The organism is Janthinobacterium sp. 67, from assembly GCF_002797895.1.
GTDB lineage: Bacteria > Pseudomonadota > Gammaproteobacteria > Burkholderiales > Burkholderiaceae_D > Janthinobacterium.
The window spans coordinates 3427251-3453116 of sequence record NZ_PGES01000001.1 but is presented as its reverse complement, the minus strand read 5'-3'; the positions used below and the strand labels follow the sequence as shown (position 1 = coordinate 3453116).

19 protein-coding genes and 1 tRNA gene are annotated in these 25866 nt (G+C 62.5%); 9 read left to right on the top strand and 11 right to left on the bottom strand.

Annotated elements, in window-relative coordinates; translation table 11 throughout:
• Positions 1-237 precede the first annotated feature (237 nt).
• Entirely contained in the window at positions 238-483 is a 246-nt protein-coding gene (locus CLU90_RS15475) for a hypothetical protein (protein WP_092711749.1), read from the top strand.
• 219 nt (positions 484-702) lie between these two features.
• Here the strand turns inward: CLU90_RS15475 and CLU90_RS15470 are convergent.
• A tRNA-Leu gene (locus CLU90_RS15470) sits at positions 703-789 on the bottom strand.
• 171 nt (positions 790-960) lie between these two features.
• Here CLU90_RS15470 and CLU90_RS15465 point away from each other — a divergent pair.
• Positions 961-1725: an SDR family oxidoreductase gene (locus tag CLU90_RS15465; protein ID WP_092711747.1), complete on the top strand. Its 765-nt coding sequence runs from the start codon at positions 961-963 to the stop codon at positions 1723-1725.
• Positions 1726-1793: 68 nt separating this feature from the next.
• Here CLU90_RS15465 and CLU90_RS15460 read toward each other — a convergent pair whose 3' ends face one another.
• Together CLU90_RS15460 and CLU90_RS15455 are read right to left on the bottom strand one after the other, a co-directional pair.
• Positions 1794-3110, bottom strand: a complete 1317-nt coding sequence (locus CLU90_RS15460; protein ID WP_092711745.1) for an enoyl ACP reductase FabMG family protein — start codon at positions 3108-3110, stop codon at positions 1794-1796.
• 263 nt (positions 3111-3373) lie between these two features.
• On the bottom strand, positions 3374-5731 hold the full coding sequence (locus CLU90_RS15455; protein ID WP_092711743.1) for a DNA polymerase II: 2358 nt from the start codon (positions 5729-5731) through the stop codon (positions 3374-3376).
• Positions 5732-5864: 133 nt separating this feature from the next.
• On the opposite strand from CLU90_RS15455, the gene CLU90_RS15450 reads away from it, so the two are divergent.
• Positions 5865-7544, top strand: a complete 1680-nt coding sequence (locus CLU90_RS15450) for an AMP-binding protein (RefSeq protein ID WP_100428329.1) — start codon at positions 5865-5867, stop codon at positions 7542-7544.
• A 74-nt stretch (positions 7545-7618) separates the two neighbouring features.
• Here CLU90_RS15450 and CLU90_RS15445 read toward each other — a convergent pair whose 3' ends face one another.
• From CLU90_RS15445 to hutC, 8 genes are all read right to left on the bottom strand, one after another.
• The gene (locus CLU90_RS15445; RefSeq protein ID WP_092711739.1) at positions 7619-8599 is read right to left on the bottom strand and encodes a choice-of-anchor A family protein; all 981 of its coding nucleotides are present in this window, start codon (positions 8597-8599) and stop codon (positions 7619-7621) included.
• 199 nt (positions 8600-8798) lie between these two features.
• The gene (locus CLU90_RS15440) at positions 8799-10523 is read right to left on the bottom strand and encodes an ArnT family glycosyltransferase (protein ID WP_092711737.1); all 1725 of its coding nucleotides are present in this window, start codon (positions 10521-10523) and stop codon (positions 8799-8801) included.
• Between the two features lie 151 nt (positions 10524-10674).
• The gene (locus CLU90_RS15435; RefSeq protein ID WP_034746247.1) at positions 10675-10944 is read right to left on the bottom strand and encodes a type B 50S ribosomal protein L31; all 270 of its coding nucleotides are present in this window, start codon (positions 10942-10944) and stop codon (positions 10675-10677) included.
• A gap of 432 nt (positions 10945-11376) precedes the next feature.
• The gene (gene rho / locus CLU90_RS15430; protein WP_010401543.1) at positions 11377-12639 is read right to left on the bottom strand and encodes a transcription termination factor Rho; all 1263 of its coding nucleotides are present in this window, start codon (positions 12637-12639) and stop codon (positions 11377-11379) included.
• Positions 12640-12794: 155 nt separating this feature from the next.
• Positions 12795-13121 carry a thioredoxin TrxA gene (trxA, locus tag CLU90_RS15425; protein WP_034780502.1) on the bottom strand — a complete coding sequence of 109 codons (327 nt, stop codon included), beginning with the start codon at positions 13119-13121 and terminating at the stop codon, positions 12795-12797.
• 302 nt (positions 13122-13423) lie between these two features.
• Entirely contained in the window at positions 13424-13882 is a 459-nt protein-coding gene (locus CLU90_RS15420) for a response regulator (RefSeq protein ID WP_100429474.1), read from the bottom strand.
• Positions 13883-13952: 70 nt separating this feature from the next.
• Positions 13953-17276, bottom strand: a complete 3324-nt coding sequence (locus CLU90_RS15415; protein ID WP_100429473.1) for a PAS domain S-box protein — start codon at positions 17274-17276, stop codon at positions 13953-13955.
• 331 nt (positions 17277-17607) lie between these two features.
• Positions 17608-18327 (bottom strand): histidine utilization repressor, encoded by a 720-nt coding sequence (hutC, locus tag CLU90_RS15410; RefSeq protein ID WP_046684347.1) that lies wholly within the window; start codon positions 18325-18327, stop codon positions 17608-17610.
• Positions 18328-18507: 180 nt separating this feature from the next.
• Here hutC and ada point away from each other — a divergent pair, with 180 nt between their 5' ends.
• The 6 genes from ada (at position 18508) to CLU90_RS15380 (ending at position 25831) form a co-directional block, all read left to right on the top strand.
• Entirely contained in the window at positions 18508-19563 is a 1056-nt protein-coding gene (ada, locus tag CLU90_RS15405) for a bifunctional DNA-binding transcriptional regulator/O6-methylguanine-DNA methyltransferase Ada (protein WP_092711733.1), read from the top strand.
• Positions 19560-20249 (top strand): 2OG-Fe(II) oxygenase, encoded by a 690-nt coding sequence (locus CLU90_RS15400; RefSeq protein WP_100428328.1) that lies wholly within the window; start codon positions 19560-19562, stop codon positions 20247-20249. Before ada ends, CLU90_RS15400 begins: the two co-directional genes overlap by 4 nt.
• Positions 20250-20324: 75 nt before the next feature.
• Positions 20325-21980 (top strand): mechanosensitive ion channel family protein, encoded by a 1656-nt coding sequence (locus tag CLU90_RS15395; RefSeq protein ID WP_100428327.1) that lies wholly within the window; start codon positions 20325-20327, stop codon positions 21978-21980.
• A gap of 595 nt (positions 21981-22575) precedes the next feature.
• The gene (locus CLU90_RS15390; protein ID WP_157808831.1) at positions 22576-23244 is read left to right on the top strand and encodes a DUF2971 domain-containing protein; all 669 of its coding nucleotides are present in this window, start codon (positions 22576-22578) and stop codon (positions 23242-23244) included.
• A gap of 234 nt (positions 23245-23478) precedes the next feature.
• Positions 23479-24105 carry a GNAT family N-acetyltransferase gene (locus CLU90_RS15385; protein ID WP_092711727.1) on the top strand — a complete coding sequence of 209 codons (627 nt, stop codon included), beginning with the start codon at positions 23479-23481 and terminating at the stop codon, positions 24103-24105.
• A gap of 52 nt (positions 24106-24157) precedes the next feature.
• On the top strand, positions 24158-25831 hold the full coding sequence (locus CLU90_RS15380) for an amidohydrolase (protein WP_100428325.1): 1674 nt from the start codon (positions 24158-24160) through the stop codon (positions 25829-25831).
• Positions 25832-25866 lie beyond the last annotated feature (35 nt).

Below are 25866 nucleotides of genomic sequence, written 5' to 3'. Positions count from 1 at the left end.
GCATCAGAAGCTGCAGCAATACCATCCTTGCATGGCAGTCGATGACGTTCTTTCCTCCCTCCTCTGGATGTGGCACATCATTGCGCCCGACGCCGTGGTGATGGCATAGCTATAATGAAAGACTCAAACAGCATGCGTGGGGATGGTTTGAACAAAAAATGTCGCTGCCGAAGCAGCGTTTTGAGGTAGTGATCCTCACGATAGATAGTGTCAAGTAATAGCCAGGAAATACTCAAAATGATGGATTGGACCCCTATAGTCTTCATTACGTTCAAAGGTCTCGTGCTGGGCATCGGCATGTTCTTCGCCATCAAGTGGCATTACGATCAAGGGAAGAAGGACAAGGACAAGGCGAAGCAGAATCGCGCGGTGCTGCGCGCGGGCGGCAAGGCGGCCGCAATGTTTGTACTATTGCTCCTGGGCCTGGGGATCGTCACCTTCATCGCTGTCAGGATGCTCGGTCTGGAGATGACCTTGCCGTAATGGCAAAGCGGAACCGGCCGATATCCGGCGGTGCCGCAGCAAGACCCCGATAGGCCTAATCATTGCGTCATTTGTGCGCAATGAGCCGCTGTGTATATCGGGAATGGTCTAATCGGGAATAGTCGCTGGTGTGCGGAACGAACGCGCAAGAAAAAAGCCACTAAATCCTTGATTGCATTGGATTTAATGGCTTGATCGGTACTTCCTTGATGTGTTCTGTGGTGCCGGGAGCCGGAATCGAACCGGCACGCTGTTTCCAGCGCGGGATTTTGAGTCCCGTGCGTCTACCTATTCCGCCATCCCGGCAACGCGAGACGCATTATCACTGATTTGTCACAATCTGGCAAGTTTTATGCTTGGCGCGTGCTGGCACTAGCATTGAGAATCTGTGAATGCGCCGATTCCAGCGCAAGAAGCGGAGTGCCGCGCCTGGCCAGCCGTCCTATCGTGTCCCTTCACTACCTGGAGGGATATCCCATGAAGCAACTGGAAAACAAGGTCGCCATCATCACGGGCGCCAGCTCGGGCATCGGTCATGCGGCAGCGCGGCTGTTTGCCCGCCATGGCGCGCGGCTGGTACTGGTGGCGCGGCGGCAGCAGGAACTCGATGCGCTGGTGGCGCAGCTGGCGGACGGCGGCGCGCAAGCCGTGGCTTGCGTGGGCGATGTGGGCGACGCGGCGTGCGCGCAAGGGGCCGTGGCGCTGGCGCTGCAACGCTTTGGCGGCCTCGATATCGCTTTTAATAATGCGGGCACCCTGGGGCCCATGGGGCCCACGCAGGAAGTTGCCCTGGAAGACTGGCGGGCGACGGTCGATACCAACCTCACCAGCGCCTTCCTGGCGGCAAAATATCAGCTGCCTGCCATGGCGGCGCGTGGCGGCGGCTCGCTGATTTTTACGTCCACGTTTGTCGGCCATACCTTGGGCATGCCCGGCATGGCGGCGTATGCGGCCAGCAAGGCCGGCGTGATCGGCTTGACGAAGGCCCTGGCGGCCGAGTATGGCGCGGCGGGCATCCGCGTGAATGCCTTGTTGCCAGGCGGTACCGATACACCGTTGGGGCGGCAGGTTGCCAATACGCCCGAGGCGCTGGCCTTCGTGGCTGGACTACACGCATTGAAACGCCTGGCCACGCCGGACGAGATCGCCCATTCGGCGCTGTACCTGGCGTCCGATGCATCGAGCTTCACCACCGGCACGGCGCTGCTGGCCGATGGCGGCGTGTCCATCGTGCGCGCCTGACGCCGCCCCGAAAACGCCGACGGCCCGGGGATGAGCCGGGCCGTCGGTGCTGTGCTGCTACATCAAGCTCAGTTGTGAACCGAGTTCAGCTGACGCGCGATGATGTCGTGGTTGAGCCAGACGACCGGTGCCGGCGGTTCCGACATGGTGTGGAACATCAGCGGACCCGTGCCTTCCAGAACCAGCGAGCTCAGGTGGTCGGTGATCAGTTCCTTGCGGTCCTTGTGCAGCTTGGTGATGTCGTCCGACGTGCCGATCATGACGTCGGCCAGTTCCGGCGTGTTGTCCATCGGCCAGGCGGCGAAGTTGCGGAACTGCACGCTGGTCGCGTCGCCGTTGTAGGCGGCGATACGGTCGAGCAAGTCTTGCAGCGAGACGCCGTCTTCCAGCAAGCCCTGGCAGATTTTCCACTGCTCTTCGGCCCAGGCGCCGCCGCCTTCTTTTTTCAGCGCGTCGAGCAGGGGGAACAGCGACAGTTCCACGCCGACGAAAATGTCGGACGAGTTCGTGCGGATTTCCGGGCAATTGAAGACGGTGGCCTTGATGCCCTTGTCCCACGCGGCCTTGGCCACGTTTTCCAGGCGCATCTTGGCCAGGCCCTGGGTGTAGTTGCTATAGGTTTGCCACTGGTACTTGCCGTCGATCAGGATCTCGGTGCCATGGTAGCCGTAGGCGCTGTAGCGCACCTGGCCGCCCGTTTGCTCGATGCGGGCGCGGATGGCGGCGCTGCCGTCGATCAGGTGCTGCAGGGTATTGGCCGTGACTTCGTCGAAGTTCATCAGGATCAGTTTGCCCAGGTCGCTGTCGAGCAGGGCGCGCGAAGACATGAAGCGCTCGCCGCGGCCTTTGTAGATACGGTTGGCGATCGCCAGGAACACTTTGACCTTTGGAATGCCGCCCGCCATGGTGTGGGCGAAATACACGTTGCTGCCGTCAGGAATCAGGCTGTCCAGCTCTGCCATGGCTTTCGCCACGGAAGCGCTGAAGCGGGCGACGCCGGCTTCGCGGCAGCGTTCGATCTGCGCCCAGTCCAGTTTGTCTTCCTGCCAGCTTTTCAGGGTCATGTCGGCCAGCAGGGCCGTCGGCGTCGGTTCGCCGGCTGGCGCGTCGAGGTCGAAACCTGCCATCAGCGGCACGTTGATGATGCGTCCGCCCAGGTTGGCTTCCGCTTCGGCCAGCTCTTCCGCGTTCAGCGGGCGCAGCGCCATGTTTTCATCGCGGCGGCCCACCGTCATGCCGACGATATTCATGCCCGCCTTGCGCGCTTCGTCCAGCAAGCCATTTACATAGCCGCGGCCGAACAGCTCGCCGAACAGCACAAAGGTGTCGCCCTTGCGGAAGATATTTTTTTGCGGGATGTCTCTTAAGGACGTGATCTCGGTCATGGTGTCAATTCATTCTAAAATTAGCAGGGCAGATGGCTGATGCGACTGCCCGCTGGTTCAACATAGTTGTAAATTATGCGCCATTTCAGCGAGGAAAATCCTGTTGCGAACGATTCTCGTCTGGAATGGCATCTTCTTCTGCATGCAGTTCTTATTCTTTCGCCATGGCGTATTTTACGCTGCCACGGCGCACAGCGCCCGCGGACTGGCCCGGCAGGCGCCGATATTACCTCAGCTTGGCCTCACAGGTAAGCAGAATTGATCTAAAACAAATCCTGCTGGCCCGACACGAGGCGCGAAAAATCGTCGCCGAGGAAGGGCAGGATGGCGTCGGCCACCGGTTGCAGCTGGCGCGTCAGGTAGTGGTGGTAGTCGATGGGCGAGCGCTGCGTTTCCAGCGGTTCCGGTCCCGCCACCGTGATGACATAGCTGATCCAGCCGCCGTTCTGGTATTGCAGCGGCCGGCCCTGCGACTGGTTGTAGGCGTCGGCCGTGCGCGCCGCGCGCACGTGGGGCGGCACGTTGCGCTGGTAGTCGTCGAGCGGGCGACGCAATCGCTTGCGGTAGACCAGCAAGGCATCGAATTCGCCGCGCACGGTGCGCGCCACGTAGTCGCGCACATAATCCTGGTAGGCGGCGCGCTGGAAGATGCGCCGGTACAAATCCTGCTGGAATTGCTGCGCCAGCGGCGTCCAGTCGCTGCGCACGGTTTCCAGGCCCTTGTAGACCATGTCCTCGCTGCCGTCCGGCTTGCCCACGAGGCCCGCGTAGCGCTTCTTGCTGCCTTCTTCCGAGCCGCGGATGGTGGGCATCAGGAAACGCCGGTAATGCGTCTCGAATTCCAGCTCCAGCGCATTCTCGAGGCCAAATTCCTCGCGCAAGTGGGCGTCCCACCACGCATTCACATGCGCCACCAGGGCGCGGCCGATCTTGCCCGCCGCTTCGTCCGTATGCGCCGTTTTCAGCCACACGAAGGTGGAATCCGTGTCGCCGTAGATCACCTGATACCCTTGCTCGGTGATCAGCTCGCGCGTGCGGTGCATGATGTCGTGTCCCCGCAAGGTGATTGACGAGGCCAGGCGCGGATCGAAAAAGCGGCAGCCGCTCGAGCCCAGCACGCCATAAAACGCGTTCATGATGATCTTTAACGCTTGCGACAGCGGCGCATTGCGTTCGCGCTTGGCCGTCTCGCGCCCTTGCCACACCTGCTTCACGATGGCCGGCAGGCAGTGTTTCACCCTTGAAAACTGCGCACCCCGGTAGCCGGGAACGGTATCGGCTTCGTCGCCGCTCGTCCCCACCACCAGGCCCACGGGGTCGATGAGGAAGGTGCGGATGATGGACGGATACAGGCTTTTATAGTCGAGCACGAGCACGGAATCGTACAGGCCCGACTGCGAATCCATGACGAAGCCGCCCGGGCTGTTTTCGCCGGAGACATCGCCCAGGTTGGGCGCCACGTAACCCTGCCGGTGCATCAGCGGCAAGTACAGGTGCTCGAAGGCGGCCACGGAGCCGCCGCTGCGGTCGGCCGCCAGCCCCGTCACGCTGGCCCGTTCCAGCAAGAAGGTCAGCAGCTCGGTCTTGGCGAAGATGCGCGTGACCAGTTCGCAATCCTTGAGGTTATAGCGGGCCAATGCCGGTTTGTCTTCGCGGAAACGCCGGTCGATCTCGGCCATGCGCTGGTAGGGATTGTCGATGGACTTGCCTTCGCCCAAGAGCGTCTGCGCCACGTTTTCCAGGCTGAACGAGGAAAAATTCCACGTCGCCGACTTCAAGGCTTCGATGCCGTCGATGATCAGCCGGCCCGCCGCGGCCGCAAAATAGTGCTCCTGCTTGCCGCCGTGTTCGCGCCATTCCATGACGGTGCCGCCCCGTCCCAGTTTCAACGGTACCTGGTAGCGCTCGGCGTGCTGGCGCAGCACGCGCAAGTCGAACTGCACCAGGTTCCAGCCGATGATGGCGTCCGGGTCGTGGCGCTCCATCCACGTGTTCAGGCGCTCGAGGATCTGTGCGCGGCTGTCGCAGTATTCGAGGTCGAAGTCCAAGGCGTCATCGCCGCCGTTTGCCGGCCCCAGCATGTAGACCTGGCGCTGGCCGCAGCCTTCCAGGGCCAGCGAATACAGCTCGCCATGGGCCGTCGTCTCGATATCGAGCGACGCCAGTTTTAATGTCGGGCGGTAGCCGGGCGCAGGTTTCAGCTGCACTTCCGTTTCTCCGCTGAACGTGACCGGCGCCGTGATGAAGCGCTCCATCAGGTAGCGCTCGGGCGGGCGGATGTCGGCTTCGTACACGTCGACGCCGTGCGCGCGCAGCTGCTTTTCCAGCTTCAGCAAATGCCGGTATTGCTTGCAGTACAGGCCCAGCACGGGGCGGTGGTGGAAATCGCACAGCGACAGGGGCCGCAGTTCCGCATGGCGTTCGCCGCGCAGCAGCTGTTGTGCCTGTTCTTGCTGCTCCATGGGAATAAAGGCGACGGCCGTCTGCACGGGCAGGCGCACGTGGCGGGGCCCGGCATCCGTTGCCAGCCAAAAATCGACTTCCGTGCCGGCGCTCGTGTCGCGCCAGTGGCGGGTCAGGATGAAGCCCTGTTCGGGCGTGTGCTGGGTGTTGCCTGTCATGATGCCGTGAGTGTCGGATGTGCTGGCCTGCACATTACAGCAAGCTGACGCAGGGCGGGGGCGGTTGCGGCTATAATTTTCTGCATCGAAGACGATAACAAGAGCGCGCCGCGCCACCCACACCGGAGACAGCATGCAAGCAATCAGTTATGTACACGGCGCCCACGAGACGCCGTTGATCGGCGAAACGATAGGCGCCTACCTGGACGGCATCGCCGCCCGCTACGGCCAGCACGACGCCCTGATCGTGGCGCACCAGAACGTGCGCTGGACGTACCTTGAATTCCAGCAGCGCGTGCACCGCCTGGCCGCCGGCCTGCTGAAACTGGGCTTGCAGCCGGGCGACCGGGTCGGCATCTGGTCGCAGAACTGCGCCGAATGGGTGCTCACGCAGTTTGCCACGGCGAAAGCCGGCTTGATCATGGTCAACATCAACCCCGCCTACCGCCGCTCGGAACTCGAATACGTGCTCGACAAGGTGCAGTGCAGCGCGCTGATCCTGTCGCCCAGCTTCAAGTCCAGCGATTACCTGGCCATCGTGCAGGACGTGGTGCCGGAAATCGCCCGTGCGCGCGCCGGCGCCCTGCAGTCGCCGCGCCTGCCGCAATTGCGCCACGTCATCCGCCTGGGCGCGGCCGCCACGCCGGGCATGCACAACTTCGACGCCCTGATGGACGGCATCACGGATGCCGACCTGGCGCACCTGGAGGAAGTGAGCGCTGGCTTGCAGTTTGACGACGCCGTCAACATTCAGTTCACGTCCGGCACCACAGGCGCGCCGAAAGGCGCCACCTTGACGCATCATAATATCCTCAACAACGGCTTTTTCATTGGTGTAGCCATGCGCCTCACCGAACGGGACCGCCTGTGCATACCCGTGCCCCTGTACCACTGTTTCGGCATGGTGCTGGGCAACCTGGCCTGCGTCACGCATGGCGCGGCCATGGTGTTTCCCGGCGAAGGCTTCGATCCGAAAGCCGTGCTGGAAACCGTGCAGGCCGAGCGCTGCACGGGCTTGCACGGCGTGCCGACGATGTTCATCGCCATCCTCGACCATCCCGACTTCAAGCAATACGACTTATCCAACTTGCGCACCGGCATCATGGCCGGCTCGCCCTGCCCGATGGAAGTCATGACGCGGGTCATCGAGCTGATGCACATGGCCGAGATCACGATTGCGTATGGCATGACGGAAACGTCGCCCGTCAGCTTCCAGACGTCGATCGACGACCCGCGAGAAATGCGCGTGTCGTCCATCGGCCGGGTCCACCCGCACCTGGAAGTGAAAATCATCGATGCGGAAGGGCGCATCGTGCCGCGCGGCGAGAAGGGCGAATTGCTCACGCGCGGCTATTCCGTGATGCAGGGCTACTGGGGCGACCCTGAAAAAACCAGTGAGGCCATCGACGCGGCGCGCTGGATGCACACGGGCGACCTGGCCGTGATCGATGACAACGGCTTTTGCAGCATCGTCGGCCGTTCGAAGGATATGGTGATACGCGGCGGTGAAAACATCTACCCGCGCGAAGTCGAGGAATTCCTGTATCGCCACCCGAGCGTGCTCGACGTGCAATGCGTGGGCGTGCCGGATGCCAAGTATGGCGAAGAACTGTGTGCCTGCATCATCTTGCGTCCCGGTACGCAGGCCACCAGCGAGGACATCCGCGCCTTTTGCGATGGGCAGATCGCCTATTACAAGATTCCCCGCTACGTGCGCTTCGTCGAGGAATTCCCCATGACGGTGACGGGCAAGATCCAGAAATATGTATTGCGCAAGCAGGTGGCGACGGATCTGGGGCTGAGCACGGAATAAGTTTTTTGCGGGCACATAAAAAAACACCGGGACGCTCGCGCGGCCCGGTGTTTTGCATTGGTTCAGCGTAAAGCTCAGGCCATCGCGGCTTGCGGTGCGCGCGCTGGCGTGCGGCGGCGCATGAACGCCAGCAAGCCCAGGCCGGCCAGCAGCATGGCGTAGGTGCCTGGCTCAGGAACGGCCGATACGTTGACCGTGTTGAAGCCGGAGCCGTTCATCGCGACGTGGCCATAATTGACCGAGCTGACGGAATTGGCGATCAGGGTGCCGTTCATGTCGCCCGAACCCGAGAATGCGCTGTTCGGTGCCAGGATGCTGCCGTTGATGCCGACGTTTTGCAGGTTGGTGGTGGTGGCGTTGGCGAAGTTGAACAGCGTACGGTTGGCGAAGCTGGCGAAATTGTCGAAGCCGCCGCTCATGGTGATGTTGGTCGCCGTGCCGTTGATGATGATGCTGGCCGTGCTTTTCAGCGAGGACAGGTCCAGGGTCAGGTTATGCAGGTTCGACGCATCGATGTTGAAAATATTCACGTCGGCGTTGACGTTGCCCACCAGGGTCATGTTGCCGTACTGCGAGATCACGGTACCGTTCGATTGCAGCTTGGCCACGTCGCCCGACAGGGTCGTCAATTGCTGCTTGGCGCCCGCGAAGTCCAGGGTGGACGCGTTGCCTTTGCTGATGTTGTTCGTTGGGAACCACTGTGGTGCCGTCAGGGTGGCGTTGGGGTTGCTGACGCCGTACACGGCCGAACCGCTGAGCGTGCCCCAGCCCGTGTTCAGGTTGCCGCCAGCAACCACCGAATTGACGGCGCTGCCTGGCTTTTTATTCGTGCCGACATTGTAGTTGTCCAGGTAGATATTGCCGCCAGCGGCAATGCTGCCGCCGACGCTGGTAAAGCCGCTGGCGCCGCTGCTGCCGATGTTGCCGAAGATAAAGGCCGAGTAGCCATTGGCGACGCCGAGGTCAACCACGGTGGCCTGGGCCGACGCGCTGAAGGAGAAAGCGAACAGGGCGGCGCTGATGAGCGGCAAGGTGCGGGTAGCAAATAATTTCATGGACAATCTCATAGTGAATTGGGGGACGAATAGGGCGGGAAAGCAAGACACCGCCATCGCGCAGTCCGCTATTATAATATAAAAAACAATGTTAGTTCAATTTAGGTAATTAACTATATTTTAAGGCAACACTTTTCCTGTGGCCGGTAATTGTCCGCCGGACATGAAAAAACCGGGGCTAGCCCCGGTTTTTTGCTGCTTACCTGACGCGCTGGTACAGGCGGAAACGTTCCACGTCGTCCGTGGGGCGGCGCCCTTCCCACAGCTTGATCCAGTCCGCGCCGTGATGCTCGGGCAGCTTTTCCTTGTTGTCGGGAACCTTGATGCTGTCTTGCAACAAGAACACATCGCATTGCTGCTGGCCCACGCTGGCAAACGGCAGGTGGCCGAAGTAGGCGAACGAGGCGCGCTGGGCGGGGCCGACGTTGCTGTTGATGCATTTGCTGCCCGGCGGCAGGTGGACGGAAATCTGGTGCGCCACGCTGGCGTAGCTCTTGCTGTAGTTCAGCGGCGGCAGGAACAAGGTCATGATCAGCACCCAGATCAGGATCAGGCCGCCGGACGACAGCACCACGGCGCGCCACAGCACGGCCGGCTGGCGCGAGATGCGCCAGTGCACCAGCGCCACCCAGCCCGCGCTGGCGCAGGCGGCGACGAAGAAGGCCAGCAAGTCCAGTTCGGGCTTGAAGCCGGGCATCAGTTTCAGGGCATTGTGCGACAGTTTCGGCGGCCAGCCCGTCAGGATGGCGAACCAGAACAGCCACAGCGCGAGGGCGCAGATGGTCAGCACCATCACGGAGAACCAGTCGATGGCGTTGATGGCGCCCCGTTTCATGGTCAGCAGGCCGAACGCGGCCATCACGGCCAGCGGCGGCAGCAGCGGCAGCAGCTGGCTCGGGTCGGGATCGGGATGGCACAGGCCCAGGATGGCCAGCATGGCGACAAAGGTCAGCGGCACGACGATGTGCAGCACGTGGTGCTGGCGGCGCCAGGCGTACACGGCCCAGGCGGCGAACGGCCAGGCGGGCCAGAAGAACCAGATGCCGACACGCAAGAAATACTGGAGGCTTTTCAGGCTCGGCGCGCTGAACTGGCGGCAATTCCACTCCATCCACGCTTGCAGCGGCGAGTGGCCGTACGGACGCAGCCATTCGCCCGGCAGCAGCCAGACGAGGGTCAGCGCGGCGCCGATCATGATGGCCAGCGCCAGGTGGCGCACGCTGCGCAGCAGCGGCAGGCGCAGGAAGACGGTGCACAGCAGCAGGGCGATGCTCAGCGCCGCCGGCGTGATCCAGCCGCGCGCGAGGGTCAGGCCGCCCAGTGCCAGGCCCAGCAGGGCCGCATTGCGCACGGATGGGCCTTCCACGTAGCGCACGGCGCGGTACAGCAGATAGGCCATCAGGGACACGTACAGCGCTTCGGCCGTGATGTCGTGGCTGTGCTGCAGCAGGCCCAGGCAGCCCAGGTAGATGAGCACGGCGGCATCGGCCAGGGTGCGGCCGAAGTCGTCCGGCTCTGGCTGGCCGCCGAAGGCCAGGCGCAGCGGCTGGGCGTCGTTGCGACGGCCCAGGTTGAAGGCGGTGTACCAGACGGACAGGGTGCTGACGACGAAGATGCCGATGGTCGACATGCGCGCGCCGAAGACGTCGCCGTCGATCCAGCCGAACAGCTTGATGAAGATGGCGCCCAGCCAGAAGGCCAGCGGCCCTTCATCGGGCAGCGACAGGCCGGCCACGTTGGGCCACAGCCAGTCGTTCAGGCCGCCATGCGCCATGGTCCACATGATGCCGAAACTGGCGGCGTCATCGTTCTTCCACGGTTCGCGGCCGATCAGGCCAGGCAGGATGTACAGCAGGCCGAGCGCAAACAAGGCCCATCGTGGCAGCGCGAGTGTGGCAGCGGCGGGAAGGCGGACTGGCTTCATCGATAGTTGTATCAGAATAGTGGCAAGACGCGACGAATGGCGTCGGGTATGCGCGAGTATAAAGTAAAGCGGCCAAAGACAAAAAAGGCAGCCGCGGCTGCCTTTTTCTCTGGTAGCCGAAGCTGCCCTTTTTGCCGCAAAGCGGCAAAAATTAGCCTGCTGCGACTGCGGTTTTCGAACCAACCGAACCGAACTTCTGACGGAACTTCTCGACGCGACCAGCGGTATCGACGATTTTGTGCTTGCCCGTGAAGAATGGGTGCGATTCAGCCGAAACCTCGATCTTCACCAGTGGGTATTCTTTACCGTCGTGGGTGATTTTTTCGCGGGTTTGGATGGTCGAGCGGGTAACGAATTTGAAATCGCACGACAGATCGTGGAAAACAACTTCGCGGTATTCTGGATGGGTATCGACTTTCATGGTCTTCTCTCTAGTTTGGTAGCCAAACAGCACTTCGTCGGTCGTCTTGCTTCTTGACCCGATTGCCGATCACTTGCCAGGGTTAAAATAATGCAACCGCAGATTATATAGCGCTTTCGGGCCGGCGGCAATAAAAAAGCCGCCCGAAGGCGGCTTTGCATGATCGCGTGTGGTCGGCGTGGTGCAACGTAGGTCGGATTGGCGCGCAAGCGCGTAATCCGACAACATCACCGCCTTCGCCAACAATGTTGTCGGATTACGGCCCTGCGGGCCTCGGCGGCCCCACCTAATCCGACCTACGTCTTTGGTGGCAGCATGTTGCCACCGGGGAGGGAGAAACCGTAGCGAGCAGGCCGCAGTTGCGATCGAGTAGCGCAACCGTACAAAAGTACGGTGAGCAACGGAGATCGCAAATGTGGCCGCGCAGTAGGTTTATCCCCCCCGGCGCATCATGTCGAAGAATTCGGCGTTGTTTTTCGTCGCTTTCATCTTGTCGAGAATGAACTCCATCGCCTCGATCTCGTCCATCGAGTACAGCAACTTGCGCAGGATCCAGATTTTTTGCAGCTCGTTCGGCTTGATCAGCAGTTCTTCGCGGCGGGTACCCGATTTGTTCAGGTTGATGGCCGGGTAGACGCGTTTTTCGGCCAGGCGGCGTTCCAGATGCACTTCCATGTTGCCCGTACCCTTGAATTCTTCAAAGATCACGTCATCCATGCGCGAACCCGTTTCGATCAGCGCCGTGGCGATGATGGTCAGCGAGCCGCCTTCTTCGATATTGCGCGCGGCGCCGAAGAAGCGTTTTGGACGTTGCAGCGCGTTCGCGTCGACACCGCCGGTCAGTACCTTGCCCGAGGCAGGGATGACGGTGTTGTAGGCGCGCGCCAGACGGGTGATCGAGTCGAGCAGGATGACCACGTCTTTTTTCATTTCGACCAGGCGCTTGGCTTTTTCCAGCACCATCTCGGCCACTTGCACGTGGCGCGTGGCCGGCTCGTCGAAGGTCGAGGCGACGACTTCGCCGCGCACCGAGCGTTGCATTTCGGTCACTTCTTCCGGACGTTCGTCGATCAGCAGCACGATCAGCGTGATGTCCGGGTGATTTGCCGTGATCGCATGCGCGATGTGCTGCAGGATCACGGATTTACCGGATTTCGGCGACGCCACCAGCAAGCCGCGCTGGCCTTTGCCGATCGGGGCGATCAGGTCGATGATGCGGCCGGTGATGTTTTCCTGGCCATTCATTTCACGTTCCAGGCGCAGCGGCTCGTTCGGATGCAGCGGCGTCAGGTTTTCAAACAGGATGCGGTGCTTCGAGGCTTCCGGCGATTCGCCGTTGACCTTGTCGACTTTGACCAGAGCGAAATAGCGTTCGCCATCTTTCGGGGTCCGTACCTCGCCTTCGATCGAATCGCCGGTGTGCAGATTGAAGCGGCGGATTTGCGAAGGGGAGATGTAAATGTCGTCGGTGGACGCCATGTAGCTGGCGTCGGGCGAGCGCAGGAAGCCGAAGCCGTCAGGCAGCACTTCCAGGGCGCCATCGCCAAAAATCTGTTCGCCGGACTTGGCGCGTTTCTTCAGGATAGCGAACATCAGCTCCTGTTTGCGCAAGCGGGCCGCGTTGTCAATGTCAAGACCGATCGCCATCTCAAGCAGGGCGGATACGTGTAGGGCCTTTAGTTCGGATAAATGCATATGTGTTGAGTGTCCCGAGACGGGATGTAAAGGTAGGGGAGGGGACTGCGTGGCGTTGATTAATTATTGGGGAAGGCTGTGCACGAATGAGGGCATAGCCGCTTCCCGGTCGTTCAGTCAGGCGGCGCTGCGGGCGCAGCGCTGCCCATCATACATTAAATGTTGCTGTCGACGAAAGCGGTCAACTGGCCCTTGGCCATGGCGCCTACTTTTTGAGCAGCTGCAACACCATCCTTGAACAGGATCAGGGTCGGGATGCCGCGGATGCCGAACTTGGCAGGCACTGCCTGGTTCGCGTCCACGTCCATCTTGGCGATCTGGATGCGGCCGGCGTATTCCTTGGCCACTTCTTCCAGGATCGGGGCGATGGCCTTGCAGGGACCGCACCATTCCGCCCAGAAGTCGACCAGTACTGGCAACTCGGATTTCAGGACGTCTGCTTCAAAAGATGCATCGCTAATGTGTTTGATATTTTCGCTCATATTTTCCTCAAATGAGGGTGGGATCAATAATGCCTGGAATTAACCATACGCTGGTTCGCCATCCATGCTTCCTGGAATGCAATGAGAAGATGGGGACAATGGGCACGAATTCAATGTTCTTGGAAGGTGCGACCAGAGGTATGCAGGCGGGGATGGCTGAAATAATAACCCATTTTTTCAAAGCGTGGCGATTATTGCAGAAAAACTTGAGGCATATCGTCGACGCAGCTGCCGGCAGGGCGGCAAAGCCGCATGCCTGCTCGCTTGCAGCGCCGTGCCCGCCCCTCCGCCTGGCCCTGAGATCAGGCTTGCGTGCCGGCCAGACGCGCCGTGTGCTGCAACTGCAAGTTCACCATCAGCTGCAATTCCGCGCTTTCCATCGGCTTGCGGAAGGTGCCCAATATATGCAGGCCATTGGCCATGGCCAGGCGCTCGGCCGCCAGGCGCACGGCCGAATGCAGGCCCGACAGCAGGACCACGCCGCCACGGAAGCCGTTTTCAGCCGCCATGCGCAAGAATTCGATGCCGTCGATGTCGGGCATCGACAGGTCGCAGATCAGCAGGTCGGGCTGGTGCTGCTTCAGGGTAGCCAGCGCCTGTTCGCTGTGCGACTCGCAGCGGATGTCGAACGGGCCCATTTGCTCGAGCATGTCGCTGAGCACGTCGAGCATGAAAACGTCGTCGTCCAGCAGCAGCACGCGCAACGGCGCCAGGCCTGCTTCATTGTGTTCCTGGCTTGTTTGGTTTGATGCAGTATTCATCGTCCTGTCTTCCTGTTGATATGCATCGCTGTCGATGCCGATACCTTGCCGTAACGTGATTTGGCGGTAGCTAATCGTCATTGGCAAAGCTGGTGTTATTCATGATTTGTTCGGTAATCTGTTCCAGCAGGGGCCACAGGCGCGCCACGATGTGCCGCGCCCGCTCCGCCTCGTCGGCCGGTTCGCCCGGCGCCAGGGTCTCCAGGTTGTGGCATAGGTCGGCCAGCCCCAGGGCGCCCACGGTGCGCGCCGACGACTTGATGCGGTGCCCCAGTTCGCGCACCTGGTGCACGTCGCCGCGCGCCAGGGCCGCATCGATGTCGCCGAAGCCATCCTGCGTCGTCTGCAGGAACTTGAAGGCGAACTTGCGCACCTTTTCCGGGTTGTAGCCCAGCAACTTGGCCAGGATGGACAGGTCGATCACTTGCGGGTCGCCCGCCAGGGTGGTCTTGAAGGCTGGGGCGGCACGGCTGCGCGCCGGTGGCGGTGGCGTCTCGCGCGCCGGCAGCCAGCTGGCGATGGTCTGGTACATCATGGCCGGCTGGATGGGCTTGGAAATGAAATCGTCCATGCCCGCGTCCAGGCAGCGCACGCGGTCTTCGCTGGTGGCCGTGGCCGTCATGGCCAGCACGCGCAGATGCGCCAGCTGCGGGTCGGCGCGGATGTGGCGCGTCGCCTGCAAGCCATCCATCAGCGGCATCTGCACGTCCATCAGCACGCAGTCGAACTGGGTCTGGCGCAGCAGGTCGAGCGCTTCCTCGCCATTGTTGGCCAGGCAGACGGAGGCGCCCGCTTCTTCCAGCAATTCCAGCGCCACTTGCTGGTTGAAGGTATTGTCTTCCACCAGCAGGATGCGCGCATGCTTGAGCGTGCGCATCACGAGGGCCGCGTCGGCGCTGGCGCGCATGGCGGCCGCCGTCTGCACCATGCTGTCGAGCATGGCGGGCGCCGCCTGGTCGGAAATGCCCAGGTTGGCCGTGAACCAGAAGGTGCTGCCGGCGCCGGGACGGCTGTCGACGCCCACGTCGCCGCCCATCAGCTGCGCCAGCTGCTTGCAGATGGCCAGGCCCAGGCCCGTGCCGCCGTATTCGCGCGTGGTGGACGTGTCGGCCTGCTGGAAGGACTGGAACAGTTTGCTCATTTCATCCTGCGACAGGCCGATGCCGTGGTCGCACACTTCAAAGCGCACCAGGCAGTGCTTCGCGTCCGCCACCACCTTGCGCACTTTCACGGTAATGCTGCCCTGTTCGCTGAACTTGATGGCGTTATTGGCGTAGTTGATCAGCACTTGCCCCAGGCGCAACGGGTCGCCCACGAGCACGGCCGGCAATTGCGGGTCGATTTCAAACAGCAATTCCAGGTTCTTGCCGGCGGCGCGCGGCGCCACCACCGTCATCAGGGTTTGCACGACGTGGTCGAAGCTGAAGTTGACGCGCTCGATTTCCAGCTTGCCCGCCTCGATTTTCGAAATGTCGAGAATATCGTCGATGATGCCCAGCAAGTGTTCGCCGGCAAAGCGGATTTTTTCCAGGTAATCGCGCTGGCGCGGTTCCAGATCCGTCTTGAGGGCCAGGTAGGCCATGCCGATCACGCCATTCATCGGCGTGCGGATTTCATGGCTCATGTTGGCCAGGAATTGTCCCTTCGCCAGGCTCGCTTCCTCGGCCACCTGCTTGGCCTGGTCGAGCTGCTCCGTGCGCTGCGCCACGCGCTCTTCCAGATGTTCATTGAGTTCGCGCAAGGCGCTTTCGCTGCGCTTGTGATACGTGATGTCCGTCAGGCTGGCCACCACCATGCCCACCTTGCCGTATTCATCGCGGATGGCCTCGGTATTTACGGACAGCCACGACAGGCTGCCGTCGGGCTGCTGCACGCCCATCAGCACGTCGCGCATGGCTTCTCCCGTCGACAGGGTGATGTGCACGGGATGGCTGCGCTGGTCGAAGGCGGTGCCGTCCTCGTGGATGGCCTGCCACAGGCTGTTGCCGGCCGGGCTGGCCGCCAGCATGCGCTCGGCGGCGGCGTTGCTTTCCAGGATGTGGCCGTGGCTGTCCTGCACCACCAGGCCATTCGTCACGGCGCCGAAGACGGACGCCATGCGCTGGCTCGAGTTCGACAGGGCGATCGACGCCTGGCGCCGTTCCGTGATGTCGGTGATCATCGCCAGCGTGCCGCCCGGCTCGCCGTTGTCCGACTGGATGCTGGTGCTCGACAGCAAGCCCCACAGGCTGGACTGATCCTTGCGGAAGAAGCGGAAATCGACCTGGTCCGGCTGGCTGGCCAAGCTGCCGTGGCTGGCCAGGCGGCGCTGCATCAGCAGCTGGCTGTCGCGGTCCATGAAGTCGAGCAGGGGACGGCCCAGCATTTCCTGCACCGTGTAGCCCAGCATGTGCGCCATCTTCGGGTTGACGAAGGTGGTCTTGCCGTCCGCATCCGTCATCCAGATGCCTTCGGCGGCCGTCTGCACGATCAGGCGGTAGCGTTCGGAGCTGGCGTGCAGCGCTTCCTCGGCGCGTTGCCGCTGCGTCATGTCGCGCAGCGAGACGATGGAAAACACCTGGCCCGCCATGCGCAGCGGCGACAGGCTGACCTTGGCAGGGAAATGCGTGCCGTCGCGGCGGCGCGCCATCATCACCCGGCCCGGCAGGCTGTGCCGCGCTTGCGGATCGCCCACGGAATGACTGGCCGTGCTTTCCGGCACCAATTGTTCCAGCGACATGCCCGTCAATTCGGCCAGCGGATAGCCGAAGCAGCGCGCGCCGATCTGGTTGGCGTAATGCACCTTGCCCTCGACGTCGGCCACCAGCATGGCTTCGGGCGCCGCTTCCAGCATCGAGCGCATGCGCGATTGCTCGTCCTGCTTGCGCTCGCTGATATCGCAGATGATGCCGCTGGCCTGCGTGGCGGCGCCATCCGAGGCGCGCGTCAGCACGGCGCCGCGCGCCAGCAGCCAGCGCCAGTGGCCGTCGCTGTGGCGCAAACGGAATTCGCAATTGAAGGTGCCGGGTGCCTGGCCATCCAGATGCTGGCGAAATGCCTGGCTCAGGCGTGTCCGGTCGTCGCGGTGCACTTCGGCCAGCCAGTCGTCCAGCGCATGGTCGAGTTTGGCGCTCTTGTCGCCCAGCACGTCCTGGTACTGCGGGGCGAACTGCAGCCGGCCGGTTTGGCGCCGCCAGGTCCAGCCAGCCAGCGAGGCGCCGCGCAAGGCTTGCCCCGCATCCTGTTCGGCCAGGGCGTGCGCGGGCAGTAGCAGGCGGCGCAACCGTTGCCGCAGCCGCCAGGCTTGCCAGCAAGCCAGTCCCGCCAGGGCGGTGGCGCTGGCGGCAGCGTACGGCCACAGCACTGTTGGCGCCATGCCCTGTGCCGCCGCCTGCACCGGCAGCGAGAGCGCCACGCCTGCCGCCAGCATCGTACGAGCGAGCCGGTGCAGCGCAGGGCGCCTTCGGCGTGGTGCGCTGAAACTCGCGTGGCTGCAATACGACAAATGCATCCCTTTCTGGGGCATGATGGAACCGGGCTGACAGGGCATGATGCGCGCTCAAATAAACGCCTGCGGCGCTTTCTGGCGGCAACTATAGCATCGAATATTTGCTCGCAGTGGTTAAGTTCAGAAACGGCCAAAACGGGATTTTTTTTGCCCCGGAATGGCTGTTTTTTTCGCGATTTGGTGAGAATCCGAGAGAAAGTCGGCGCGAAATCGTGCTAACGAATCGCGATGTCTGACCTCAAGTAAAACTTCCTGCGAACTGATAGCGGTGTCCGGGGTGCCACATGGTGGCGATCGAGGCGATCTTGCCGCCCGAGCGCGTCTGGCGGCGCAGCACCAGGCACGCCTGTTTGGTGTCGATGGCCAGCATTTCGGCGATGTCGCGCGGCGCCGACAGCGCCTCGATGCTGTAGGTGGCGCCTTGCAGGGGCGCGGCGGCCATCAGGTATTCGTTCGGCGTGATGCTGGAAAAATCCTGCGTCATGTAGTCGGGCGCGCACTCGGGATTGACCCAGCGGTCTTCCACCTGGATCGGCACGCCGTTTTCAAAATGCACGATCAGCGAATGGAACAGCGGGTGCTCGGGCGGCAGGCCGAATTGCTTGGCCAGCAAGTCGGACGCCTTGGTGCGTTCCAGCAATTGCAAGCTGCTGCGGTGGATATGGCCGCGCGCCCGCACTTCATCGGCGATACTCTTGATTTCCAACAAGGTTGCCTGGTATTTTTGCTGCGCCACATAGGTGCCGGAACCCTGGCGCCGGGTCAGCACCTGTTCGCTCGTCAGTTCGCGCACGGCGCGGTTGACCGTCATGCGCGAGACGCCGAATTGTTTTACCAGTGCTTGCTCGGATGGAATCACGTCGCCTTCCTTCCAGCGTCCGGCGGCGATGCCGGCCAGCAGAAAATCCTTGATGCGCTGGAAAATGGGCGTATTTTCTTGTGTATTGTGATCGTCCAATGCGGTTTCTCCGAGGCGCGGGCAGGGCGCGCCGCCGGGTGGAGGCGCGATGGCCGATTTTAGCACCGAGCACGATGCCTGCCGCCAGGCTTTTTTGAATTCAAAAGCAAGCGCCGGAGTGTGGCGTGCGCCGCTGCTGGCTATGCTGGTGACTTGTTATTGATTTGTACGGAGTTCGCCATGGAACACGCTTACCTGACTGACGATGAACGCTGGGATGCCCTGCAGCGGCGCGCGCCCGATGCCGACGGCGTCTTTTATTATTCGGTGCGCACGACGGGCGTGTATTGCCGGCCTTCCTGCGCCGCGCGTCCCGCCTTGCGCCGCAACGTCGCTTTCCACGCTACGTGCGAGCAGGCGGAGGCGGCCGGCTTTCGCCCCTGTTTGCGCTGCAAGCCGAACCTGCCGCCGCTGGCCCAGCGCCAGGCGGCCATCGTGGCCGACATTTGCCGGCTGATCGACGCCAGCGACGAGCTGCCCGACCTGGACAGCCTGGCACAGGCGGCCGGCATGAGCCGCTTTCACTTCCACCGCGTCTTCAAGGCGCACACGGGCATCACGCCCAAAGCGTACGCGGCGGCGCGGCGCGGCGAGCGCCTCAAAGCCGGCTTGCAGGGCGAAGCGAACGTCACGGAAACGTTATATGCGGCCGGCTTCAATTCCAGCGGCCGCCTGTACGCGGCCACGCCGGGCTTGCTGGGCATGACGCCGGGCGCGTTTCGCGCCGGCGGCAGCGGCGCCGTGATCCGCTTCGCCATCGGTGCCTGTTCGCTGGGCGCCATCCTCGTGGCCAGCACGGACAAGGGCATCTGCGCCATTCTCATCGACGACGATCCGGAAGTGCTGCTGCGCGACTTGCAGGACCGCTTTCCGCAAGCCGAGCTGCGTGGCGCCGAGCCTGACTACGAGCGGACGGTGGCGCAAGTCGTCGGCCTGGTCGAGGCGCCAGCTATCGGCCTGGACTTGCCGCTCGACGTGCGCGGCACCGTGTTCCAGCAGCGCGTGTGGCAAGCCTTGCGCGAGATTCCCGCCGGCAGCACGGTCAGCTATGCCGAGCTGGCCCGCCGCATCGGTGCCCCGCAAGGCGCGCGCGCCGTGGCCGGTGCCTGCGCCGCCAATGCGCTGGCCGTCGCCATTCCCTGCCATCGGGTGGTGCGCAACGATGGCGCCTTGTCCGGTTACCGCTGGGGCGTGGAGCGCAAGCAGGCGCTGCTGGAACGCGAGGGTGAGCGATGATGGCGCTCGATTGGCAGCGCATCGAGGATGAGCTGAATGCACATGGCTGCGCCGTCGTGCCGGGCTTGCTCAATCCCGCGCAGTGCGCGGCGCTGGCGGCCCAGTACGACGATGCGTCGCGCTTTCGCAGCCGTGTGGTGATGCAGCGCCACGGCTTCGGACAGGGCGAGTACCAATATTGGGCGCATCCGCTGCCGGACGTGGTGGCCGCCTTGCGCGCGGGCTTGTATTCGCCCTTGGCGGCCATCGCCAACCGCTGGCACGCCGCCATGGGCATCGAGACGCGCTTTCCGTCCAGCCACGCCGATTTCCTCGCGCGCTGCCATGCGGCCGGGCAAATCCGGCCCACGCCCCTGCTGCTGCGCTACCGCGAGGGCGATTACAACTGCCTGCACCAGGACCTGTATGGCGAGCACGTGTTTCCGCTGCAACTGGCCGTGCTGCTGTCGCGCCCGCAAGATGATTTCACGGGCGGCGAGTTCGTGCTGATGGAGCAACGCCCGCGCATGCAGTCGCGCGCCGAAGTGGTGCCGCTGGCGCAGGGCGACGCCGTCCTTTTTCCCGTCGCGCTGCGTCCCGTGAATGGCACGCGCGGCAGCTACCGCGTGAACATGCGCCACGGCGTGTCGCGCCTGCGCTCGGGTGTGCGCCATACCCTGGGCATCATTTTCCACGATGCGAGCTGAGCAGTACGTGTGATCCTTGAGTTTCCAGGATTACATGGCATGATGGGTGCTTCTTGTCACTCTTTCATTTCTGCCATGTCCGCGTTGCTCCGCCTGTTGTGCCTGTTGACCATTTTTCTGCTGCCCGCAGCCCATGCGGACGATGGCGTGCCCGCGCTCGTTGCGGAGGCCGGGGCCGTCGTGGCGCCGTCGCAGCTTGCGGCGGCCAGGACGGCGCCGCTGATGTTCGCCAACCGCAAGGTATTCGTCTTCCGCGCCGCGCTGGCCGGCTATCCGCCGGACGAGCGGGCCATCGGGGCGCAGCGCCGCCTGGAAAGCGTGCTGGCGAAAAACGGTCCCTTGCTGGCGAGCACGCGCACGATTTCCGAAGGCACGCAAGTGCTGCTCGATGGCGTGCAGCTGTTCGTCGTCGTGCCTGGCGACGTCAACCTGCTGGCCGGCGACACGACGGAAAGCGTGGCGAAAACGGCGGCAGAGGAATTGCGCAAAGCCGTCCTTGACTATCGTGAGCAAAGCAGCTGGCGCTACCTGGCCATCGCCGCCGCCGTGTGCGCGGTCGCCACGCTCGTGTTCTGGCTGGTATGGATGGGCCTGACGCGCTTTTACCGCTGGGCCAAGCGCCGCAGCGGCATCTTGCTGGCCTCGCGCCTGCGCGACGTGCGCCTGAAAAACGTGCGCGTGCTCGACGCCGAGCACTACATCGCCTTCGCCTACCAGCTGCTGAGCGCCGTGCTGTGGGGCTTGCGCCTGATGGCCACCTATCTGTGGGCCGCCTTCGTGCTGGGCCGCTTGCCGTACACGCGCTCCTGGGGCGAAAGCCTGAGCGGCTACCTGTTCGACGTGGCGGCCGACGTCTTCCACGCCATCATCGGCGCCTTGCCGGGGCTGGTGCTGGTGTGCGTGATCTTCGCCATCGCGCGCCTGATCGCCGCCACGGCCGCCTCGCTGTTCAAGCGCGTGGAAAGCGGCGAATTGCAGATCGGCTGGCTGGACAAGGACACGGCCCTGCCCACGCGCCGCATCACCAGCGTGGTGATCTGGCTGTTCGCGCTGGCCATGGCGTATCCGTATCTGCCCGGCTCGCACACGGCCGCCTTCCAGGGCCTGTCCGTGCTGGTGGGCCTGATGGTGTCGATCGGCGCGTCGAGCATCGTGGGCCAGGGCGCCAGCGGCCTGATCCTGATGTACACGCGCGCTCTGCGCAAGGGTGAATATGTGCGCGTGGGCGACAGCGAGGGCACCGTGGTCGACGTGGGCATGTTCGAAACGCGGCTGCGCACGGGGCTGGGTGAAGAGGTCGCCTTGCCGAACGCGTGGGTGATGTCGCAAACGACAAAGAACTATTCGCGCGCCCAGCCCGGCGGCGGCTTCGTGCTCGACTCCACCGTCACCATCGGCTACGCCACGCCGTGGCGGCAAGTGCACGCCATGCTGGAACTGGCCGCCTCGCGCACGCCGGAGCTGTCCACCTCGCCAAAACCCTACGTCATGCAGCTGGCCTTGCAGGATTACTACGTGCAATACCGCCTCGTCGCCTACGCCAGCGCCGAAGTCCCGCGCCAGCGCGCCGAAGTGCTGAACCGGCTGCACCAGAACATCATCGACGTCTTCAACGAATTCGACGTGCAGATTACCTCGCCGCATTACATCGATGACCCGAAAGAATCGCAGGTGGTGCCGCCGGAGGAGTGGTTCAGGGCGCCGGCGAGGCGGGGGGAAGAATCGATTTAATTGGCTCCGCCCAAGCCTTGAAGGCCAGCAGTGGTCTGATCGTGATGGGGGAAATCCACACGCGCTATTGTGGTTTTCCCTTGGGCGCGCTTTAGACTCTTCGCACGTGCAATAATGATAAACTTTTCACGCTGTTATTCCTGTAGCCAACTGAAGATTATGATACGTCAACGACTTAAACGGCTGGCTATAGCAATCGCTCTAACATCACTTGTTGGCTTTGGCGTTTGGTCGGGATATAGCTACTACCAATATCAAAAGCTTTCAGAATACATTGCGTCCGAAGCGAAAAATTCGATTGAGATGGGCCGTCAGTGCCTCGATCCGAATGAACCCGATTTTCAAAAACCTATCCTATGCGGAAGCATGAGAGATTCACGCGAAACCATCGACCGACTAATTCCTATTCGGGCGAGCCGTTTGGAAGATACGTATCTAGCCTTACGGCTGGCACTCGGACTACCGCTCACATCGTTTTTCCTCTTCTATGTGGGTAACTGGGTAATGTATGGAAAACTAAAAGGCAGCTCGAAGTAGATTTGCCTAATACCCTTGCCAGGTGTTGCTGCTATGGAGTTTTATGCGCCTTTACCACATGACTACCCTTAAAAACGCCGTTGACTACATTTTGCCAGAACGCCGTATGCGGTTTTCACGATTCGATAATCTCAACGATCCTTTCGAGTTGAAAAGCATAAAGTTTGAAGGGCGTGATGGACGATACATTTTTAAAAAGGTGCTCGAACACTACATCAAAAACGTAGGCCTCCTATGTATGGTCGAACACTGGAAAAGCCCGCTTATGTGGGCACACTATACCCAGAATCATCAGGGCGTATGTTTGGGATTTGATGTGACGGATGAGGACATGCCAACTCAGATCACATACACCGAAGAACGGACGACTCACATCTTGGTCCCCAACGACCCGCACGGCGGCGTCACGTTTGACATGATGAAGGGACTTTCGACTACAAAGGCAAAAGGTTGGTCTTACGAAGAAGAGTGGCGGCTTCTTGGAGAGTTGAAAGAACCAGATCCTATCAATGGAAGTTTTTATCTACCGTTTAGTGAAACGTTTGTTCTTAGGGAAATCATTGTGGGATCACGATGTGACGCTACAGTTGAGTCATTTCGAAAATATGTCGGTAAAGTGGACAAGTCCGTCACGATCATCCAGTCCCGGCCAGCATTCAAGACGTTCACAATCGTGCAGAAAAATGACGTTCCAGCTGTAGTCGTGATGCCGGAGGGCGACAAATAAGGCAGATAGCTTCGAGGTAGATCTCATGAAGCGCGCGCCCAGGCTTTTCTTCTGGTGGGCCACGAGCTTGAAGAACACGTCGCATGCGGTGGTGCTGATGACATGGTGGCTGGCCATGGGGACTCCGCGATAAAACGCCAGCGTAGGCCAGCGGAGCCTTGCCGGTATTGACTGGGCGCAAGGCCTGCGCGCTTGCGCTAAGATGCCGGCGTTTCCACGAAAAGAAAGAGAACCATGTCCAGTCCATCTCCCGCCGACACCTCCCGCGCCGCCCGCAGCCTGGCCGCCGCCCTGATCGGCGACCCGTTTTACCGCACCGTCACGGTGGCGTGCGGCGACGATGACGCGGCGCGGCTGGCGATGCTGGAAGCGTACTTCGCGCTGGCGCTGGCCGAGGGGGAGCAGGCGGGCCGCGTCGACCTGGCTGACGGGGTGTGCAATGGGGCGGGCAATGGCGCCGCTATCTGGACGACGGACACGCCGGCGGCCCTGCGCCAGGCCGCGTACGCGCAGCGCGAATCAGCGTTGCGCACGCTGCTGGGAGAGCAGGGCTACGCGCATTTCACGGCCATCGTCGGGAATATGGAGCATGCGCTGGCGCCGCATGGTCTGCAGGACGCGTGGTATCTGTCGATCGCCGGCATCGATCCCGCCGCACAGGGCCGGGGGCTGGGCGCGTCCGTGCTGGCGCCTGGCCTGGCGGCCGTCGATGCGGCGGGCGCCGCGTGCTTCCTGGAGACGTACAACGAGCGCAGTCTGCCGTTCTATGCCCGCCTGGGTTTCGTGGTGGCGGGGCGGTATGGGGAAGCCGTCACGGGCTGCGATTACTGGCTGATGGTAAGGGAACCTCACGCTGCCTGATTGACCATTTTGCCAATTTCTATACACTCGTCTCTTCATTCAAGACTTGGAGATGGAAATGTCGATCCCGCGCCGCACCCTGCTCGTTCTCGCCTGCTTGGGCGCCTTGGGCCATGCCCGCGCCGATACCGTCGTCGACAATGCCAACGGCTACACGCTCGATGCAAACGGCAAGGTGGTGTGCTTCACGGCGCTGGCCTTTGACGATGCGGGCAAGCTGCTCGCCGTCGGCAGCGCCGCGCAGGTGAAACGCAAGGCGGCCAAGGGCGCGACCCACGTCGACGTGCAGGGAAAAACCGTGCTGCCTGGCCTGATCGACGCGCATGGCCACGTGTTCGGCCTGGGCACGATTGCCAGCGGCGTGATGCTGTACGGTTCGTCCTCGCTGCCGGCCGCCGTGCAGGCCGCGGGCGACTTCGCCAAGGCACATCCCGAACGCAGCTGGATCATTGGCAGCGGCTGGAACCAGGAAATCTGGAAGCTGGGGCGCTTTCCCACGGCCCAGGAACTCGATGCGGCGGAAAGCGCGCGACCCGTCTGGCTGCGCCGGGTCGACGGCCACGCGGGCTGGGCCAATAGCCGCGCGCTGGCGCTGGCCGGCATCACGCGCACTACGCCGGATCCGGCGGGTGGCAAGATAGTCCGCGACGCGGATGGCAATGCCACCGGCGTGCTGGTCGACAGCGCCATGGACTTGATGGATGCCGTGCTGCCCAAGCCGGGCGACGTGGAAAACCGCGCCGCCCTCGATGGCGCACTGGCGCAGCTGTCGCAGGTGGGCTTGACCAGCGTGCACGATGCGGGCATCGGCCAGATGCAGGACCGGCTGTTCCGCGACTATGCGGATCACGGCAAGCTGACGGTGCGCGTGTACGGCATGATTGCCGACACGACGGAAGACTTCGACGCGCTGTCGAAAAACGGCCCCTTGACCAGCTATGCGCGCGACATGTACGCCTTGCGCGCCGTGAAACTGCTGTCCGACGGCGCCCTGGGCAGCCGCGGCGCGGCCCTGCTGGCACCGTACAGCGACGATCCCTCTACCCGTGGCCTGCTGTTCTACCCGGACGCCGTCATGCGCGCGAAGATGGAAAAAGCCATGCGCGCCGGCTACCAGGTCAACGTGCACGCCATCGGCGACGCGGGCAACCATCAAATCCTCGACGGCTACCAGGCCTTGATCGCGCAGTACCGCAGCGTGGGCCTGCGCCACCGCATGGAGCATGCGCAGGTGGTGCAGTTGTCCGACATCCCCCGTTTCAAGGCGCTGGGCATCGTGCCGTCGATGCAGCCGACACACGCCACGTCCGACCAGAACATGGCGGAGCAGCGCGTGGGCCACGAGCGCATCAAGGGCGCGTATGCGTGGCGCACCTTCCTCAAGCAGGGTTCGCGCATCGCCTGCGGATCGGACTTCCCCATCGAGTCGCCGAACCCGTTCGAGGGCATTCACGCGGCCGTCACGCGGCAAAACAGCGAAGGTTTCCCGGCCGGCGGCTGGTACCCGCAGCAAGCCATGACGGTGACGGAAGCGCTGCGCTGTTTCACGCTCGACGCGGCGTGGGCGGCGCACCAGGAAAAGGTCATCGGCACCCTGGAAGCGGGAAAATGGGCGGACTTCATCGTCGTCGACCAGGACCTGTTTACCGTGGCGCCAGCCGCCATCGGCAAGACGCAGGTGCTGCAGACGTGGGTGGCGGGCAAGCGCGTGTACGAGAAAAAATAAAGGCTGGGGTCAGACCCGCCGGGTCTGACCCTAAA